The sequence below is a fragment of the Streptomyces sp. TLI_55 genome, assembly GCF_900206255.1.
Classification (GTDB): Bacteria; Actinomycetota; Actinomycetes; order Streptomycetales; family Streptomycetaceae; genus Streptomyces; species Streptomyces aquilus.
Genome location: NZ_OAOJ01000001.1, coordinates 7,946,508 through 7,963,921, shown reverse-complemented (window position 1 = coordinate 7,963,921; position 17,414 = coordinate 7,946,508). Strand labels below are relative to the sequence as shown.

The following is a 17,414-nucleotide window of genomic DNA, read 5'->3' as shown; positions in this document are numbered from 1 at the left end:
CCCCGTTCTCTTCCGGAGGTTTCCGCATGTCCCGTACCAGCAACGGTCCGTCGAAACCGCACGACGAGGAACAACGCCTGCGGGAGCTCGGCTACCGGCCCGTCCTCGCCCGCCGCATGGGCGGCTTCGGCAACTTCGCGATCAGCTTCTCGGTGATCTCGATCCTGTCCGGCTGCATGACCCTGTACGGCTTCGGCCTCGGCGCGGGCGGCCCCGCGGTGATGCTGTGGGGCTGGGCGGGCGTCGGCCTGTTCGTGCTCTGCGTGGGCCTCGCGCTCGCCGAGGTCACCAGCGCCTATCCGACCTCCGGCGCCCTGTACTACATGGCCGACCGGCTCGGCGGGCGCCGCTGGGGCTGGTACACCGGCTGGCTCAACCTGCTGGGCCTGCTGGGCGCGATCGCCGGCATCGACTACGGCGCGGCCCTGTTCACCGGGGCGTTCATGAACCTCCAGTGGGGCTTCGAGCCGACACCGGGGAAGACGATGCTGATCTTCGTGGTGATCCTGCTGCTGCACGCGGTGCTGAACCTGTTCGGCGTCCGCCTGGTCAGCCTGCTCAACTCGGTCAGTGTCTGGTGGCACCTGGCCGGTGTCGCCCTGATCGTCGGTGCGTTGGCGATCGTGCCCGACCACCACCAGTCGCCGTCCTTCGTCTTCACCGAGTTCGTCAACGACACCGGCTGGTCAAGTCCCTTGTACGTGGCGGCGATCGGCCTGCTGCTCGCCCAGTACACCTTCTCCGGCTACGACGCCTCGGCTCATCTGTCCGAGGAGACCTCCAACGCGTCCGTGTCGGCCGCGCGCGGCATCGTGCGCTCCATCTGGGTCTCCTGGATCGCCGGATTCGTGCTGCTCATGGGGCTGACCTTCGCCATCCAGGACTACGACGCCACCCGGGCCACCGACACCGGGGTGCCGCCGGCACAGATCCTCCTCGACGGTCTCGGCACGGACGGGGCGAGCGCGCTGCTCGTCGTGGTCATCGTCGCCCAGCTGTTCTGCGGCAACGCCGAGGTGGCCGCCGCCAGCCGCATGGTGTTCGCGTTCAGCCGGGACGGGGCGCTGCCGGGCTCCGGGCTGTGGCGCAAGGTCAGCGTCCGCACCCAGACGCCGGTCGCGGCGGTGTGGCTGTCGGTGGTGGTCGCAGGTCTGCTCGCGCTGCCTTCCCTGTACTCGGCGACGGCGTACGGCGCGGTGACCGCCATCAACGTCATCGGCATCACCCCGGCGTACGCCATTCCCGTGCTGCTGCGGCTGCGCGCGGGGGACCGTTTTCAGCCGGGTCCGTGGAGCCTGGGCCGGTGGAGCAGGCCGATCGGGTGGACGGCCGTGACCTGGGTGGCGTTCGTGACGGTCCTGTTCTGCCTGCCGCAGTCGTCGCCGGTGACGGTCGACACGATGAACTACGCGTCCGTCGCCCTGGCCGTCGTACTGATCCTGGCCACGGTGTGGTGGTACGCGGCCCGTCGTTCGTACGGAACGCCCACCACCGCCGCCTACTCCGACCAGGAACAGGCCGAACTGGCCGAGGGCATCGTCTGAAACCCCGCCGTCCGGCCCCCGACCGGCTACGAACTCCTGTGCCCGATACGGCAGGATGAGCGGTCGCGCCGACCACGGAACCCACACCGTCGGCGCGAGCGCACATCCAGCAACTCGGACAGGTGGCAACGTGACGGCATTTCAACGGGATCTCACCATGGACGACCTGGTCGTCGCCGGAATCCCCGTGGTCGCGGGCTTGGTGGCGGCGTTCCTGCTGCGCATGGTGCTCAAGTGGCTCGGCAAGCACGCCGATCGCACCAAGTGGACCGGTGACGACGTCATCGTGGCCGCGCTGCGGACGGTGGTGCCCTGGGGTGCGATCGTCGGCGGGATCGCCATCGCGGCGGCGGCGCTGCCGCTGCGGTCGGGGTTCCAGCGCAACACCAACAACGTGCTGACCGTAGTGATGATCTTCGTGGTCACGGTCGCGGCGGCCCGGCTGGTGGCCGGTCTGGTGCGGACGGTCACCCAGTCCCGCTCCGGGGTCGCGGGCTCGGCCACGATCTTCGTGAACATCACCCGGGTGCTGGTCCTGGCCATCGGCTTCCTGGTGGTGCTCCAGACGCTGGGCATCTCGATAGCGCCCCTGCTCACCGCCCTCGGCGTCGGCGGTCTCGCGGTCGCCCTGGCGCTCCAGGACACCCTCGCCAACCTCTTCGCGGGCATCCACATCCTCGCCTCCAAGACCGTCCAGCCCGGCGACTACATCCGGCTCAGCAGCGGCGAGGAGGGCTATGTCGAGGACATCAACTGGCGTCAGACGACCGTGCGCGCCCTCTCCAACAACCTGGTCGTCATCCCCAACGGCGAGCTCGCCAAGTCGAACATGACCAACTTCATGCGTCCCGAGCAGCAGTTGACGATCCTCGTCCAGGTCGGTGTCGCCTACGACAGTGACCTGGAGCAGGTCGAGCGGGTCACCTGCGAGGTCGTCACCGAGGTGATGACGCGGGTCGAGGGCGCCGTCCCGGAACACGAACCGCTGGTCCGTTTCCACACCTTCGGCGACTCCCGCATCGGCTTCACCGTGATCCTCGGCGTCGGCGAGTTCAGCGACCAGTTCCGCATCAAGCACGAGTTCATCAAGCAGCTCCACAAGCGTTACCGCCAGGAGGGCATCCGCATCCCGGCGCCCACGCGGACGGTGGCGCTCCAGCAGGGCTCGGTGACGATCCCGCAGCAGCGGGTCGCCGAAGAGGCGGGCGAGGTCACCGCCGCCCGCCTCGACTGACGCGACGTCTCAGAGCGTGGCCGAGTTGTCGTGGTGGCCGCTCGGCCGGCTCTGCGGCCGGCGCAGGGACGAGGTCACCGGCGTCACCGTCCAGTCCGGGTGGCCGGGCATGCGCGGGGTCTTCGTGCCGTAGAGCCAGTCCCGCAGGAAGCCGGACTGGTCCTGGCCGGAGATCTCGGAGGCGATGGCGATGTAGTCGGCGGTCGACGCCGTGGAGTTGCGGAAGCGGTCGAGGAAGGTGCGCTCGATCGAGGCGAACACCGTCTCGCCGACCTGCTGGCGCAGGGCGTACAGGACGAGGACGCCGCCGAGGTAGCGCTGGTTGTCGAAGAGGTTGGCCTCGTTCGGGGCGGCGACCGGGCCGGAGGACTGACGCCACAGGTCGCCCTTGGCGTAGGTGTCCTTCATCCGGGCTTCCATGGTGGTCAGGCCGATCGAGTCGGCCCAGCCGCGCTCGTAGCGGTACAGCAGCCCGTAGAAGTCGGCGTGGCCCTCGTTGAGCCACAGGTCGGCCCAGGTGGCGGGGCTGACGCTGTTGCCGAAGTAGGAGTGGACCAGCTCGTGCATCATGTGCGAGCCGATCTTCGGCTCGGCCTGGAGCAGGAAGTTCGGCTTGTAGAGGGTCAGGGTCTGGGTCTCCAGGCCCGTGAAGTCGAAGGCCGTCGAGGAGTCGTTGTTGCACGGCAGCAGGCCGTACGTCTCGAACGGGTAGGCGCCGAGCCGCTGCTCGATCCAGCTCACCAGGTTCGGGGTGAGGGCGAGCGCGGGCTCCAGGGCCTCGGCGCGGGCGACGGGGACGACGTCCCGCAGCGGCAGGCCGTTCGGGCCCTGCCGGTCCTTGACCACGTAGTCGCCGACCGTGACCTGGACCAGCTCGGTGGCTATCGGCTCACGGGAGCGGTAGCTGTACGCGGTGCGCCCGTCGCCGAGGTCCTCGGTACCCGTCAGGGAGCCGTTCGCGACGCCCTTCAGACCTGCCGGGACGGTGATGCGGAAGGTGAAGTCCGCCTTGTCCGACGGGTGGTCGTTGCACGGGAAGACGGTGTGCGCCGAGTTCGGCTGCGGGCAGACCGCGAAGCCGTCCGGGGTGGGCACCCAGGCGGTGTGCGCGAGGGTGCGGCGCGGGTCCGCGGAGTACGTCACGGTGACCGTGGCCCGGCAGCGGGCGGGCAGACAGCGGGCCGGGGTGATGCGCAGCTTCTCGTCCGCCTGCTCGAAGGCGGCGGCCTTTCCGCCCACGGACACCGTGCGTATGTCCAGGCCGAGCGCGTCCAGGGAGAAGCGGGTCAGGGCCTCGGTGGTGGTGATCCGCAGGGTGACGGTGGCGTCGACGAGCCTGGTCGTGGCGTCGTAGGCGAGGTCCAGGTGGTAGGACGACACGCGGTAGCCGTCGTTGCCGAGGGCCGGGTAGACGGGGTCCCCCAGGGTCTCCGGGCCCGCGACGCCGCTTCTGGCGGCGGCCTGCGCCGGGGCTCCCCCGATGGTCAGGGCCGCGGCGGTACCGAGCAGGGCGGCGGGTGCCGTCACTCTGGTGCGATATCTCATGGTCCGCTTTCGCTCGGGCGGCCGGGTGGTCGGTCCGGCCGCCGGATGGGTGTGATCACCCTCCATCACTCAAGATCGGGCGTTCGGGTTGCATGAGAAGGCACACGAAATCCGACAGCCTGTGCGAGGACCCCTGTCGAGCCGGGCTCGGTCACGAGATATCTTGATGTCGAGCAATGTTGCAGACGTGGAGCGGAGCACCCGGTGACTGACTCGACCATCATCTATACGCACACTGACGAGGCCCCGGCCCTGGCGACGTATTCCTTCCTGCCGGTGGTCCAGGCGTACGCCTCGCAGGCGGGTGTCGCCGTGGAGACGCGGGACATCTCGCTGGCCGGCCGCATCATCGCGGTGTTCCCGGAGTACCTGACCGAGGACCAGCGCATCCCGGACGCCCTGCACGAGCTGGGCGAGCTGGCGAAGACGCCCGAGGCCAACATCATCAAGCTGCCGAACATCTCGGCCTCGATCCCGCAGCTGAAGGCCGCGATCGCCGAGCTGCAGGCGCAGGGCTACGCGCTGCCGGCCTACCCGGACGACCCGAAGACCGACGAGGAGCGGGACATCCAGGCCCGCTACGACAAGATCAAGGGTTCCGCCGTGAACCCGGTCCTGCGTGAGGGCAACTCCGACCGCCGCGCCCCCGCCTCGGTCAAGAACTACGCCAAGACCCACCCGCACCGCATGGGCGCCTGGTCCTCGGACTCCAAGACCAACGTCGCGACCATGGGGCAGAACGACTTCCGCTCCACCGAGAAGTCCGTCGTGATCTCCGAGGCCGGCGCGCTGAAGATCGAGCTGGTCGCCGAGGACGGCACCACCACGGTGCTGCGCGAGTCCGTACCAGTCCTCAAGGACGAGGTCGTCGACGCGTCCGTGCTGCACGTGGCCGCGCTGCGCGAGTTCCTCACCGCGCAGATCGCCGAGGCCAAGGCCCAGGGCGTGCTGTTCTCCGTGCACCTGAAGGCCACGATGATGAAGGTCTCCGACCCGATCATCTTCGGCCACGTGGTGCGCGCGTTCTTCCCGAAGACGTTCGCGAAGTACGGCGAGGTCCTCGCCGGCGCCGGTCTGTCCCCGAACGACGGTCTGGGCGGCATCTACAAGGGCCTGGAGACGCTCCCGCACTTCGGCGAGGAGATCAAGGCCTCCTTCGACGCCGAGCTCGCCGAGGGCCCGGCCCTGGCGATGGTCGACTCCGACAAGGGCATCACCAACCTGCACGTGCCGTCCGACGTCATCGTCGACGCCTCGATGCCGGCCATGATCCGCACCTCCGGCCACATGTGGGGCCCGGACGGCCAGGAGGCCGACACCCTCGCGGTGCTCCCGGACTCGTCGTACGCCGGTGTCTACCAGGTCGTCGTCGACGACTGCCGCGCCAACGGCGCCTACGACCCCTCCACCATGGGCTCGGTCCCGAACGTCGGCCTCATGGCGCAGAAGGCCGAGGAGTACGGCTCGCACGACAAGACCTTCGAGATCAAGGCGGCCGGTACGGTCCGTCTGGTCGACCAGGCCGGCAACGTGCTCATCGAGCAGCCGGTCGCCGAGGGCGACATCTTCCGCGCCTGCCAGACCAAGGACGCGCCGATCAAGGACTGGGTGAAGCTGGCCGTCACGCGCGCCCGCGCCACTGGCGACCCGGCGGTGTTCTGGCTGGACGAGACCCGCGCCCACGACGCCAACCTGATCGCCAAGGTCAACGCGTACCTGCCGGAGCACGACACCGAGGGCCTGGACATCCGCATCCTCGCCCCGGTCGAGGCCACCAAGCTGTCGGTCGAGCGCATCCGCCGCGGCGAGAACACCATCTCCGTCACCGGCAACGTGCTCCGCGACTACCTGACCGACCTCTTCCCGATCCTGGAGCTGGGCACCAGCGCCAAGATGCTGTCGGTCGTGCCGCTGATGGCGGGCGGCGGCCTGTTCGAGACGGGTGCCGGCGGTTCCGCGCCGAAGCACGTCCAGCAGCTGGTCAAGGAGAACTACCTGCGCTGGGACTCCCTCGGTGAGTTCTTCGCGCTGGTCCCGTCCCTGGAGCAGTACGCGACGGCCACGAACAACCCCAAGGCCAAGGTCCTCGCCGACACCCTGGACCGCGCCACGGCGACCTTCCTCAACGAGGACAAGTCCCCGACCCGTCGCGTCGGCGGCATCGACAACCGCGGCAGCCACTTCTTCCTGTCCCTGTACTGGGCGCAGGAGCTGGCGGCCCAGACCGACGACGCCGACCTGGCGAAGGCCTTCGCGCCGCTCGCCGAGACGCTCGCCGCCAACGAGCAGAAGATCGTCGACGAGCTGAACGCCGTCCAGGGCAAGCCGGCCGACATCGGCGGCTACTACCAGCCCGACCCGGCGAAGGCCGCGGCGGTCATGCGCCCGTCCACCACGTGGAACGAGGCCCTGGCGTCGCTCAGCTGACGCACCCCGCCCACTGCTCCCGCCCCGGTCGGCAATTGCCCGGCCGGGGCGGGGGCGTTCGGTGCCGCGTTCACCCCTACGTCCTTGGAGCAGCCGCATGACCTCCGCCATGTCGTCCTTCGAGCTGGTGCCCGGGGCCGGGGGATCCCCTGTGATCCTGCATGTGCCGCATTCCGCGCGGGAGATACCGGGCGACGTGCGGGCGGGCATCGTCCTCGACGACGCCGCGCTGGAGCGCGAGCTCGACCACATCGTCGACGCGCACACCGCGGAGCTGGCCGAGAAGGCGGCCGGGCTGTCGGCCGTGACGCCGTGGCGGTTCGTCAACCGGCTGTCGCGGCTGGTCGTCGATCCCGAGCGGTTCCCGGACGAGCGGGAGGAGATGCTCGCCGTCGGGATGGGCGCCGTATACACGCGGACAACCGACCGGAAGGTGCTGCGGCCCGCGGACAGCGACCCCGAGCCGCTGCTCGCGCGGTACTTCCGGCCGTACGCGCGGGCCATGACGGAGGCGGTGGCCGAGCGGCTGGCCGGGGCGGGGCGGGTCGTGATCGTCGACGTGCACTCCTATCCGAGCGCGGCCCTGCCCTACGAGCTGCACGGCGACGGTCCGAGGCCCCCCGTCTGTCTCGGCACCGACCCCTTCCACACGCCGCCCGAGCTGGTCGCCGCCGCGCGCGAGGCGTTCGGGGAGGTGGGGCTGGACAGTCCGTTCAGCGGGACGTACGTGCCGCTCGAGTTCTACGGCCGTGATCCGCGGGTCTCCGCGCTGATGGTGGAGATCCGGCGGGACACCTACATGACCGAGCCGGGCGGGCCCGCCGGTCCTGGCCTTGAGCGGCTCGCCTCGGCGCTCGCTGCGCTCGTCGACGCCGTGTCCCGCTGACCTCGGCTGGAGCACTCCCGCGCGACACCCGGCCGCACCGCGGTGAGGGTGGAGGGCATGACCGAGGAGACCACCACCCTGACCGGCCCTCCCGTACGGGAGTGGCCCGCACTCGACCTGGCCGGGACGGAGTTCGACCCGGTGCTGGCGGAGCTGATGCGGGAGGGGCCGCTGACCCGGATCCGGCTGCCGTTCGGAGAGGGGTGGGCGTGGCTCGCCACCCGCTACGAGGACGTCCGGCAGATCACCAACGATCCGCGGTTCAGCCGTACCGCCGGCATGGACCGCCAAGTCACCCGGCTCGCCCCGCACTTCAGTCCGCAGCCGGGCTCCCCCGCCTGGGCCGACCAGCCCGACCACAACCGGCTGCGCAAGGCCGTGGCCGGCGCGTTCACGGTCGGTGCGATGAAGCGGCTGCGGCCTCGCGCGCAGGAGCTCCTCGACCCGCTGGTGGCGGGGATCGTACGGGACGGTCCGCCCGCCGATCTCGTCGAGCGGGTCCTCGAACCCTTCCCCGTGACCCTGATCTGTGAGGTCATGGGGGTACCCGCCGCCGACCGGCCCCAGATGCATGCCTGGGCGGCGCAGATCGTCTCCACGAAGGGCGGGGCCGAGGCCTCCGCCGAGGCCAAGAAGGGCATGTTCGGCTGGATCGCGGACACCGTCCGAGCCCGCGCCCACAGCGACGGCGACGACGTGTACTCGATGATCGGCGCGGCGCTGCGGCGGGGCGAGATCAGCGAGCGGGAGGCGGTCGGCCTGGCCGCGCCCCTCCAGATCGGCGGCGAGGCGGTCACCCACAACTGCGGCCAGACGCTGTACCTGCTGCTGACGCGCCCCGAACTGATGGAACGCATGCGGCATCAGCCCGAGGCGCGCGCCACCGCCCTCGACGAGCTGATGCGCTACATCCCGCACCGCACGGCGGTCGGCCTCGCCCGGATCGCCCTGGAGGACGTCGAGGTGGGCGGGCAGCTGATCCGCGCGGGCGACCCGGTGTACGTCTCCTACCTGGCCGCCAACCGTGATCCGGACGTCTTCCCCGACCCGGACCGCATCGACCTCGACCGGGACCCCAACCCGCATCTCTCCTTCGGCAACGGCCCGCACTACTGCACCGGAGCGGTGCTGGCGCGGCTCCAGATCGAGCTCATGGTCGGCACGCTGCTGGACCGGCTGCCGGGGCTGCGGCTCGCGGTCCCGGCCGACCAGGTGGCCTGGCGCCGCAAGACGATGATCCGCGGACCGCAGTCCCTGCCCGTGACGTGGGACTGACTCAGACCGTCAGCCAGTCGGTGACGATCGCCTCCCTGCCGGTGCGCAGCCGCAGCGCGAACGGACCGGCCGGGGAATCGGCGTACGTGAAGCGCCCCATGTCGTCGGTGGTCAGCGGGGCCCCGGCCTGCGGCCCGCTGAGCACCTCGACCGACGCCTGCTGGGGCGGCAGTACCTGCCCCATCAGGCCCTCCCCCGTGACCTCCACGTCCACGGTGACCTCACCCGCGCGGAAGGTCAGCATCCGCGGCACGTCCGTGGCTCCCCTGACGGGGATGGCGTCCACCACCGAGTCGAAGGTCAGCTCGGCGATCCGGGCGTCGAGGTCATGTAAGGCATACGCCTCCACGGCGATCTGCCGCAGCTGGGCCGGTACCGGGTCAAGGATGCCGGCGGCCCTGCGGAGCTCCTCCTCCAGCAGGTCCGCGTCGGCGTCCTGACCGTCGTAGGCCTCGTCGAACGTCTCGTCGTCATCCATCTCGTCCCTCACACCGCCCCCCGTGCCTCGAGTCGGGCCCGCAGCCGGCGCAGACAGCGCTGGCGCAGCGGTCCGATGCTGCCCACCGCGATACCCAGCGCGGCGGACACCTCCTGGTAGCTCGGCGGCGGCGACGCCATCAGGATGCGCAGCAACTGCCTGCACCGCTCGCCGAGTTCCTCGAACTCCTGCCACAGATGCCGGACGCGTTCGCTCTCCACGGCCGCCTCCTCGGAGTCGAGGAGGGACTGCTCCGGCGTACGGTCCTCGCTGACCCGGTCGAGCAGCTGCGGATCGTCGGTGGGCGTCAGCCGCCTTAAGCTCTTCAGCACCTTCAGACACTCGTGCCGCGCGGTGCTGGCCAGCCACGAACCCGCCTTCTGCGGTTCCCGGATGCGGCCGAGGTGCTGGGCGAAGCGGAACCACACCGTCTGGTACACCTCGTGCGCGTCGGCGTCGCTGAGCCGGTGCGCGCGCACCACGGACCACACCAGCGGGCTCAGCCCTTCCACGAGCGCCTTCCAGGCCGCCGCGTCGCCGTCGACGGCGGACTGGACCAGCGCGCCGACATCTGCTCGGTCCACGTCCCCACCCCTCGTGTACGGCAAGTCATCGTACGCCGTGGAGGGGGCGAGTTCGGCCCTCATGCCCCAGGAGGGAGCTGTACGACCGTCCCCTGGCGCCAGGTGGGCGGAATGAGCGCCGGTACGTGCGCCCCGCGCACTTCCGCGAACTCGGTGTTGGCGGCGAGCAGTTGCCCCCGCGCGGCCCGCGGGTCGGTCTCCTTGTGGGCGGTCATGTGGGCCGCGACCAGGGCGGCGGCGGCCGGGGTGGCGAAGGAGGTGCCGCTCCAGTGCGCGTACCCGTCGAACATCACCTGGTCCGGCTTGGCGGAGCTGCCGTCGTCGCTCAACACGCCCGTGTGGCGGGGGTGTTGGCAGGTGCAGAGGTAGGTGAAGTGGAAGCGGCAGGCGTCGTAGGTGGAGTGCTGGTAGACGTACGGGACCGGCGCGTCGAAGCCGGTGAGGGTGCTGGTGAGGCGCTCGCCGGGGGCGTAGGCGTTGACCCAGGAGCCGTGGTTGCTGAAGCAGGCGCCGTGGTCACCGTCGGTGCGCAGCGCGCCGATCGACAGGACGCTGTCCGCGTAGTCGGGCAGGGAGGCGTAGGCCGCGGGCCAGAAGGGCGTCGCGCTGGCGTTGTTGCCGGCGGCGGCGACCAACAGGGTGCGCTGCTGGCGCAGTTCGCGCATGAAGGCGTCGACGCCGAGCAGGCCGTCGGTGCGGCCGTTGGAGGTGCCGGCGGAGAGGCTGATGATGTCGGGCCAGCCGTCCCGGTCGACGGCGGCGAACAGGGCCTCGCCGAAGTCGGATTCGAGGATGGCGCCGGCGTCGTTGAGGGTGTTGCGCACGGTGATGTTCGTGTTGGGCGCGACGGCCGCGACGATGCCCGCGATGAACGTGCCGTGCCCGACGTAGATCTTGAGGTTGCCCTGGTCGTCGGTCTCGGTGCCGTGCAGGTCGCCCTGGACGTGGCTCAGGAGCGGGACCAGGGTGTGGTCGTGGGTGAGACCGTTGTCGATGACGAGGACGCCGACCGCGGTGCCGGCGTCGTAACCGGCCTCCGCGGGGGCCGGGTTGGTGCCGCCGGTGAGCGGGGCGGGCACCGGCTCGTCGCCGGGGCAGGAGTTGACCGCTATGGACACCACGTGGTTGCGGCTGACGAGTCGGCGTCCGGCGCGCCCTTCTGGTTCGCGCATGGCGCGCAGGGCGTTGGCGACGGCCCGGTCGGCGCGGCGGTCGCCGTGGCCGGGGTCGCCGACCTGGATGCGGGTGATGCCCGAGCGGTTGGTGTCCGGGCCCGCGCGGCGGACCTGGGCGCCGTTGAGGCCCGTCGCCGCGTCGAAGTGGTCGCGCACGGTGCGCTCGACGAGCGCCGCCTCCTCACCGTCCCGGGCGAGGACCACACCCTTCTCATAGATGAACTCGGCCGCGTCGTCCGGTCCCATCGCGAGGGGGACGTCGGGCATCGAGCGCTGGATCTGGTCGAACTGCTCCGGGAATCGCTGAGGTGCCATGGCGTGTCCTCCCACTTGAGCGACGGTCGTCAGTCAGAGTCTCGGGGCCTGCGATTGATACAGCGCCAAACCTGTGTGGCACACGACCCGGAGCACTACCATCCGTTGAGTGACAGCGGGAAGCGAATCGGTTCTCGAACTGCTGCCCATGGTGTTCGCCGCGCCCAAGCAGGCGGTGGCGAGGGCAGAGGAAGTACTCGGCTCCGCTCCCTCACCGCTGCACGCCTCCGTGGCCCACCAGGTGATCGGCATCTGGCAGCGCGACTGGGGCGACATGAAGCTCGCCCTGCACCATCTGCGGCGCGCCCGCGATCTCGCCGTACGCGCCGAGTCCACCGACCGCGAGGGCGACGTGCTGGCCGCGCTGGGCGTGGCGCTGGTGACCGCGGGGCGCACCCGGCAGGGCCTGGACGCGCTGGAGCGGGGCGTCACGGTGAGCAGCGGGCACACCCGCGCGCGGGTGCTGTACCGGCGCGCCTACGCCTCATGGGTGCTCGGCCGGCACCGGGAGTCGCTGGAGGACGTACGCCGGGCGATTCCCGTGCTGCGACAGATGGACGACGTGATCTGGACGGCGCGGGCGCTGACGCTGCGCGCGACCGTGCATCTGGCGGTCGGTGCGGTGGAGCGGGCCGAGGCGGACTTCGCGGCGGCCGAGTCGCTGTTCGACACCACGGGCCAGGAGCACGACAAGGCGGACGGGGTGGAGAGCCGGGGGCTCGCCGCGTTCCGGTCCGGCGACATCCCGGCGGCGCTGCGGCTGTTCGACGAGGCCGGGGACCGGTACGCCAAGCTCGACACGCCCTCGTTCATGCTCTACATCCGGCGCTGCGAGGTGCTGATGGCGGCCGGTCTCGCGCCGGAGGCGCTGGCCGAGGCGGACGCGGCGATCGCCGTGCTCGACGGGATCGGCGGACAGTCCACCCTCAAGGCCGAACTCCTGCTGGCGGCGGCCCGGGCGGCCCGACGCGCGGGCGATCCGCACACCGCCATCGCGCGCGCCGCGCTCGCGGTGCGGCTGTTCGCCGCGCAGCGGCGGCCCTGGTGGGAGACGCACGCCCGGCTGGTGCTGGTCGAGGCGCGGCTCGCCGCGGGGCGCGGTTCGGGACGGCTGGTCGCCGACGCGGCCGAGGTCGCCGAGCGGCTCGCCGGGTTCGGCGCGCCGGCCGCGCCGGAGGCGTCTCTGCTCGCGGGCCGGATCGCGCTGGGCCTGGGCTGGACGGCGGACGCGGAGCGGCATCTGGCCGTCGCCGCCCGCAGCCGGCACAGCGGTCCGCCGCTGGCGCGGATGACCGGCTGGGCGGCGCAGGCGCTGCGGGCCCGGGCCGCCGGGTCGCAGCGGGGCGTGCTGGAGGCCTGTCGCCGGGGCCTGGACGTGCTCGACGACCACCGGATGACGCTGGGCGCCTCGGAGTTGCGGGCCCGGGCCACCGAACAGGGCGCGGAACTCGCCGCGTTGGCGCAGCGGGCGAGCCTGGACTCCGGCAGCCCGCGCCGGTTGCTGGTGTGGAGCGAGCGCTGGCGGGCCACCGCGCTGTCGGCGCCGCCGACCCGCCCGCCTGCCGACCCGGAGCTGCTGGGCGATCTGACGGCGTTCCGGGAGATCGCGGCCCGCGCGGAGGCCGCCCGCATGGAGGGCCGGCCGATTCCGGCGCTGGAGCGTGAACAGCGGCGTCTGGAGCGGGAGATACGCGGCCGGACCCTGCACATCCGCGGGGACGCGCCCGGCTTCGGCAGCCGCTTCGACGCCGGCCGGCTGCTGGAACGCCTCGGGGACGACGTGCTGCTGGTCGAACTCGCCGTGCTCGACGGGCGTGTTCAGGTACTGCTGTGCGGGCAGGGGCGGGTGCGGCGGTTCGAGGCCGGACTCCTCGCCGAGGCCGAGACCGAGGCGGAGCATGTGCAGGCCGGGCTGCGGCGGCTCGCCCACCCCGGGGCGGAGGCACGGCTGCCGGTGGTGGAGGCCGCGGGCCGCCGTCTGGAGGAGCTGCTGATCGGCCCGGCGGCGGCGCATCTCGGCTCCGGTCCCGTCGTGGTCGTACCGCCGGGCCGGCTGCACCGGGTGCCGTGGGCGCTGCTGCCGTCGTTGCGGGAGCGGGTCCTCAGCGTGTCGCCGTCGGCGAGCAGCTGGCTGCGGGCCCACGAGACCGAGCCACCGCCCGGGGGACGTCAAGTGCTGGTGCGCGGGCCGGGGTTGGCGACCGAGGGCGCCGAAGTGCCCGAACTGGCGGGCCGGTACGGCGGGTCGACGGTGCTGGAGGGGGACGAGGCGCGGGTGCCGCGGGTGTTGGAGGAGCTGGACGGGGCGGCGCTCGCGCACATCGCCGCGCACGGCACCTTCCGGGCCGACAGTCCACTGTTCTCCTCGCTGCGGATGGCCGACGGGCCGATCGTCGTGCACGACTTCGAACGCCTCGACCGGAGTCCGTACCGGATCATCCTGTCCTGCTGCGACACCGCCCGCTTCGCCTCGGTCGGCGCGGACGAGCTGCTCGGCCTGGTCACCGCGCTGCTGCCGCTGGGCACGGCGGGCGTGGTGGCGTGCACCGCGCCCGTGAACGACGCGGCGGTGGTGCCGCTGATGCTCGCGCTGCACAAGGGGTTGAGCAGCGGGCTGTCCCTGGCGGAGGCGCTGCGCGACGCGCGGGCGGAGCTGCCGGGGGATGCGACGCATCAGGCGACGGGGTGGGCGTTCTCGGCGTTCGGCGCGGCGTGAGTGCTCATGGACAGGTCGGCGGCCTGACCCCTCCCCCGATCACGGGGGTCAGACCGCCGGTCGGTGGGTCGGCTCAGGCCGACTGGGCGTCGGGCAGTTCCACCAGCCACGGCAGCGCGCCCCGGTCGTTCGCGCCGAGGCGGGCGTACGCGCTGTAGAGGTGGTTGCCGACGGTGCGGATGGACAGGGTCAGCTTCTCCGCGATCTGCCGGTTGCTGAGTCCGGCGGCGGCGAGCGTGACGATCTGCCGCTGGCGGGCGGTGAGTTCGCCGAGGACGAGCCCGGACAGGGCCGGGGTGCGGGCACCCTGGCAGCGGCGGGCGAGGGCGACCGCGCGGGTGCGTGAGGTGCGGGCGGCGCGCGGGTCGCGGTGGGCGCGCACGGCCTGCGCGTGCGCCTCGGCGGCGAACAGCAGGAACCCGCGCTCCTCCAGTCGCTCGGCGGCCCGGTCCAGCGCGGGGCCGTCGCCGCGGGCGAGCGCGTCGGCGTGCTGCGCGAACACGTCGTCGCCCGGCAGCCGCCCGGTGGCCCGCCCGGGAGCACCGAGGCGTACGGCGTCGTAGCCGCCGTCCCCGACCGCCGCGAGCGCGGCGTCGAGATCCCCGCGCGCGGCGGCCAGCCAGGCCGCGGCGCGGGAATCGGGCTCGGCGCTGCGGCGCGTGGCACCGGAGTCTGCGCCGGTGCCGGTCGTGTCCCCCGACTGCGCGGCCGCCAGGGCGAGTTCGGTACGGCAGGCCGGGTCGTCCGCCGTTTCCCGCAGTCCCTCCCTCGCCCAGGCCGCCGCCTCCCGCAGCTCTCCGCGCAGCCGCGCGAACCGCGCGCGTACGGCGGCGTAGCGGGCCGGGACCGGCTGCCCTTCCGCCACCATCCACTCCCCCACCGGCGCGTCCGTGGTCCGTACGTCGGCCCGCGCGATCTTCGCCGCCAGCGCGGCGGCCTCGGCGGCCAGCGCCGCCGTGCACTGTTCCGGCCTGCGGGCCAGCCGCCTCGCCCGCAGCCTGCCGGCCGCGGCCCGCAGCACCGGGCCGTGCAGGGGGTGGGCGAGGCGTACGGCCCCGTCGTCGTCGACGCGGACCAGTTCGTCGGCTTCGAGGCGTTCGAGGGCGGGCAGGTCGAGGCCGTCCATCGGCAGCGGCAACGGCTCGGCGAACGCGAGGAGTTCGAGCGTCCCGCGGTCCGCGCACTCCAGGACCTGTGCCGTCTGTTCCCGCACGGTCGCCGTCACCGGCACCGGCCCGCGCCACGCCCAGTCGTCGGTGCCGGGCAGCCGCGTGAGCAGCCCGCCCTCGCGGACCGCGCCGAGCAGATCGCGCAGCAAGCGCAGATCGCCGCGGCACAGCCGGTGCAGCCGGTTGACGGTGAGCGGCTCCAGAGCGCCCCCGACGCCGGCCGCGGCGAGCTGGGCGGTCTCCTCCTGCGGCAGCGGTTCGAGGACCAGACGCGGCAGCAGCTCACCGGTCCACAGCCGGGCGACGGCCGAGGGCACGGCGGTGCCGTCGGTGGCGACGATCAGCAGCCGCGTACGGCCGTGCACGGCGAGCTGGTGGACGAGGGCGGCCGAGGCGTCGTCGAGCAGATGGGCGTCGTCGACCAGCAACAGCCGTACCGCGGCAAGGAGTTGGACCGCCCGGTGCAGGGACACCGTCTCGGGCAGCAGATGGGCGAACGCGGCGAACGGGATGTGCCGGGTCTCGGGCGTCCCGGCCACCCTGGCGCAGTCGGTGCCGCGGACGGCCTCCGTGACGAGCCGGGTCTTGCCGCTGCCCGCCGGGCCGGTGACCACGATGCCGTGGTGACCGGCCGACGACGACCGGCGGATCAGCTCGAGTTCGTCCTCCCGGCCGGTGAACGGCCAGGGCAGCTCCAGGGTTTTCGCGTCCCGTTCGAAAGTCATCACACCTACAAGAGGCCGAGTACTCACTCCTGATACACAGGGACTTGAGTAGCCCTCGACTCAGGCGCCCGGAGGCGGCCGACGGCAGTCTTGGCGCATGGCTTCCCGCTACTGCTCCCTCGCGCAGCAGTCGGCCCCCGTCTTCACCCCGGGGTTGACCGCCGAGCGGCTGAGCGCGCTGATCGGCGGGAGCCGGATGTGGGTCAACAACACCGTCCTGCACTACTACTTCTTCGATGGCGACTCGGACGCCTCGGTGATCGCGGTTCCCGGCAGCGGGGCGACCCGGCGGGTGTCGTGGGTGGGCTCGGAGGAGCAGCGGGACGTCGTACGGGAGTGCTTCCTGGAGTGGCAGGACCTCGGCATCGGTGTCACGTTCGCCGAGGTGCGCGACCGTTCCGAGGCGGAACTGCGCATCGGGTTCCAGCTCGGCGACGGCTCCTGGTCCACGGTGGGCAAGGACGCCCTCCAGGTCGGACTGCACGAGCGCACCATGAACTTCGGGTGGGACCTGACCGCGCCGGGGGAGCGCGGGACGGCCCTGCACGAGATCGGGCACGCGCTGGGCATGTCCCACGAGCACCAGAACCCGTTCGCCGGGATCCACTGGGACGACGAGGCCGTCTACGCCGAACTGGCGGGCCCGCCGAACTTCTGGACCCGGGACAAGACGTTCTTCAACATTCTGCGCAAGCTCGACCCCAACGAGGTGAACGGCTCCGCCTGGGACTCCCAGTCGATCATGGAGTATCCGTTCTCGGCGGGGCTGATCCTTGAGCCGGAGCAGTTCCGTGCGGGGCTGACCCCGCCCGGGACGCTCTCGCCCTCGGACAAGGAGTACGTCCAGCGCTGGTACCCGTCGGTCGGTCCCACACTGCCGCCCGCGCTGGTGCCGTTCCGCTCGGCGCCGCTCGGGCTCGGCCCGGGCGAACAGGCGGACTTCACCGTCCTGCCGCCGGAGACCCGCGAGTACAGCGTGGGCACGTTCGGCGACAGCGACACCGTGGTCGTGGCCTTCGAGGAGCGGAACGGGGAACCCCGCTACCTCGCCGGCCAGGACGACGGCGGAACACCGCACAACACCACCATCAAGGCCCGTCTCGTCAAGGGCCGCCGCTACTTCGTCCGTGTGCGCCTGTACTCCGCGTGGGGTTCGGGGGAAACCGCGGTCATGTGCTGGTGACAGCACGTACGGACCGCACACGGACGAGGCTGGACCACTGTCCGGCGCCGGGGGAATGGCCGGTCGATCGTCGCCTTCGGGGGAGGGAGACGATCGGCCGGCCATGCGACGTGCTCCGGGGGTCGCGGAGCACGGCAGCCGCGGTCTACGCTCCGCTC

12 protein-coding genes are annotated in these 17,414 nt (G+C 71.9%); 7 read left to right on the top strand and 5 right to left on the bottom strand.

All coding sequences use genetic code 11. From position 1 onward, the window contains the following. Window positions 1-26: 26 nt before the first annotated feature. Both CRP56_RS36430 and CRP56_RS36425 read left to right on the top strand, forming a co-directional pair. Complete coding sequence (locus tag CRP56_RS36430; protein WP_097271378.1) at window positions 27-1,544, top strand: amino acid permease; 1,518 nt, start codon at window positions 27-29, stop codon at window positions 1,542-1,544. Between the two features lie 157 nt (window positions 1,545-1,701). Continuing rightward, the gene (locus CRP56_RS36425) at window positions 1,702-2,778 is read left to right on the top strand and encodes a mechanosensitive ion channel family protein (RefSeq protein WP_097271376.1); all 1,077 of its coding nucleotides are present in this window, start codon (window positions 1,702-1,704) and stop codon (window positions 2,776-2,778) included. Window positions 2,779-2,787: 9 nt separating this feature from the next. Here CRP56_RS36425 and CRP56_RS36420 read toward each other — a convergent pair whose 3' ends face one another. Further along, the gene (locus CRP56_RS36420) at window positions 2,788-4,323 is read right to left on the bottom strand and encodes a M1 family metallopeptidase (protein WP_097274792.1); all 1,536 of its coding nucleotides are present in this window, start codon (window positions 4,321-4,323) and stop codon (window positions 2,788-2,790) included. A 204-nt stretch (window positions 4,324-4,527) separates the two neighbouring features. Here CRP56_RS36420 and CRP56_RS36415 point away from each other — a divergent pair, with 204 nt between their 5' ends. The 3 genes from CRP56_RS36415 to CRP56_RS36405 all read left to right on the top strand — a co-directional run bounded on the left by CRP56_RS36415 (window position 4,528) and on the right by CRP56_RS36405 (window position 8,911). Beyond that, window positions 4,528-6,750 carry an NADP-dependent isocitrate dehydrogenase gene (locus tag CRP56_RS36415; protein WP_097271374.1) on the top strand — a complete coding sequence of 741 codons (2,223 nt, stop codon included), beginning with the start codon at window positions 4,528-4,530 and terminating at the stop codon, window positions 6,748-6,750. A 97-nt stretch (window positions 6,751-6,847) separates the two neighbouring features. Next, on the top strand, window positions 6,848-7,636 hold the full coding sequence (locus CRP56_RS36410; RefSeq protein WP_097271372.1) for an N-formylglutamate amidohydrolase: 789 nt from the start codon (window positions 6,848-6,850) through the stop codon (window positions 7,634-7,636). A gap of 57 nt (window positions 7,637-7,693) precedes the next feature. After that, window positions 7,694-8,911 (top strand): cytochrome P450, encoded by a 1,218-nt coding sequence (locus CRP56_RS36405; protein ID WP_097271370.1) that lies wholly within the window; start codon window positions 7,694-7,696, stop codon window positions 8,909-8,911. 1 nt (window position 8,912) lies between these two features. On the opposite strand, the gene CRP56_RS36400 is transcribed toward CRP56_RS36405, so the two are convergent. Genes CRP56_RS36400 through CRP56_RS36390 form a run of 3 tightly spaced genes read right to left on the bottom strand, consistent with a single transcriptional unit; the run spans window position 8,913 to window position 11,463 of the window. Then, the gene (locus tag CRP56_RS36400; RefSeq protein WP_097271368.1) at window positions 8,913-9,389 is read right to left on the bottom strand and encodes a hypothetical protein; all 477 of its coding nucleotides are present in this window, start codon (window positions 9,387-9,389) and stop codon (window positions 8,913-8,915) included. Window positions 9,390-9,397: 8 nt separating this feature from the next. Next, the gene (locus CRP56_RS36395) at window positions 9,398-9,973 is read right to left on the bottom strand and encodes an RNA polymerase sigma factor (RefSeq protein ID WP_097271366.1); all 576 of its coding nucleotides are present in this window, start codon (window positions 9,971-9,973) and stop codon (window positions 9,398-9,400) included. A 59-nt stretch (window positions 9,974-10,032) separates the two neighbouring features. Next, complete coding sequence (locus tag CRP56_RS36390) at window positions 10,033-11,463, bottom strand: S8/S53 family peptidase (protein WP_097271364.1); 1,431 nt, start codon at window positions 11,461-11,463, stop codon at window positions 10,033-10,035. A 148-nt stretch (window positions 11,464-11,611) separates the two neighbouring features. Here CRP56_RS36390 and CRP56_RS36385 point away from each other — a divergent pair, with 148 nt between their 5' ends. Next, window positions 11,612-14,179, top strand: coding sequence for a CHAT domain-containing protein (locus CRP56_RS36385; RefSeq protein ID WP_097271362.1), 2,568 nt, complete (start codon window positions 11,612-11,614; stop codon window positions 14,177-14,179). A 73-nt stretch (window positions 14,180-14,252) separates the two neighbouring features. On the opposite strand, the gene CRP56_RS36380 is transcribed toward CRP56_RS36385, so the two are convergent. Beyond that, complete coding sequence (locus CRP56_RS36380; protein WP_097271360.1) at window positions 14,253-16,073, bottom strand: LuxR family transcriptional regulator AbsR2; 1,821 nt, start codon at window positions 16,071-16,073, stop codon at window positions 14,253-14,255. A 97-nt stretch (window positions 16,074-16,170) separates the two neighbouring features. Between CRP56_RS36380 and absR1 the strand changes: the two genes are divergently transcribed. Next, window positions 16,171-17,256: a beta-glucuronidase AbsR1 gene (absR1, locus tag CRP56_RS36375; protein WP_097271358.1), complete on the top strand. Its 1,086-nt coding sequence runs from the start codon at window positions 16,171-16,173 to the stop codon at window positions 17,254-17,256. Window positions 17,257-17,414: the final 158 nt, after the last annotated feature.

Bases quoted from the DNA above. Each gene is read 5' to 3' on its own strand.
- CRP56_RS36430 (WP_097271378.1), top strand. From the start codon at position 27: ATGTCCCGTACCAGCAACGGTCCGTCGAAACCGCACGACGAGGAACAA.
- CRP56_RS36425 (WP_097271376.1), top strand. From the start codon at position 1,702: ATGGACGACCTGGTCGTCGCCGGAATCCCCGTGGTCGCGGGCTTGGTG.
- CRP56_RS36420 (WP_097274792.1), bottom strand. From the start codon at position 4,323: ATGAGATATCGCACCAGAGTGACGGCACCCGCCGCCCTGCTCGGTACC.
- CRP56_RS36410 (WP_097271372.1), top strand. From the start codon at position 6,848: ATGACCTCCGCCATGTCGTCCTTCGAGCTGGTGCCCGGGGCCGGGGGA.
- CRP56_RS36405 (WP_097271370.1), top strand. From the start codon at position 7,694: ATGACCGAGGAGACCACCACCCTGACCGGCCCTCCCGTACGGGAGTGG.
- CRP56_RS36400 (WP_097271368.1), bottom strand. From the start codon at position 9,389: ATGGATGACGACGAGACGTTCGACGAGGCCTACGACGGTCAGGACGCC.
- CRP56_RS36390 (WP_097271364.1), bottom strand. From the start codon at position 11,463: ATGGCACCTCAGCGATTCCCGGAGCAGTTCGACCAGATCCAGCGCTCG.
- CRP56_RS36385 (WP_097271362.1), top strand. From the start codon at position 11,612: ATGGTGTTCGCCGCGCCCAAGCAGGCGGTGGCGAGGGCAGAGGAAGTA.
- CRP56_RS36380 (WP_097271360.1), bottom strand. From the start codon at position 16,073: ATGACTTTCGAACGGGACGCGAAAACCCTGGAGCTGCCCTGGCCGTTC.
- absR1 (WP_097271358.1), top strand. From the start codon at position 16,171: ATGGCTTCCCGCTACTGCTCCCTCGCGCAGCAGTCGGCCCCCGTCTTC.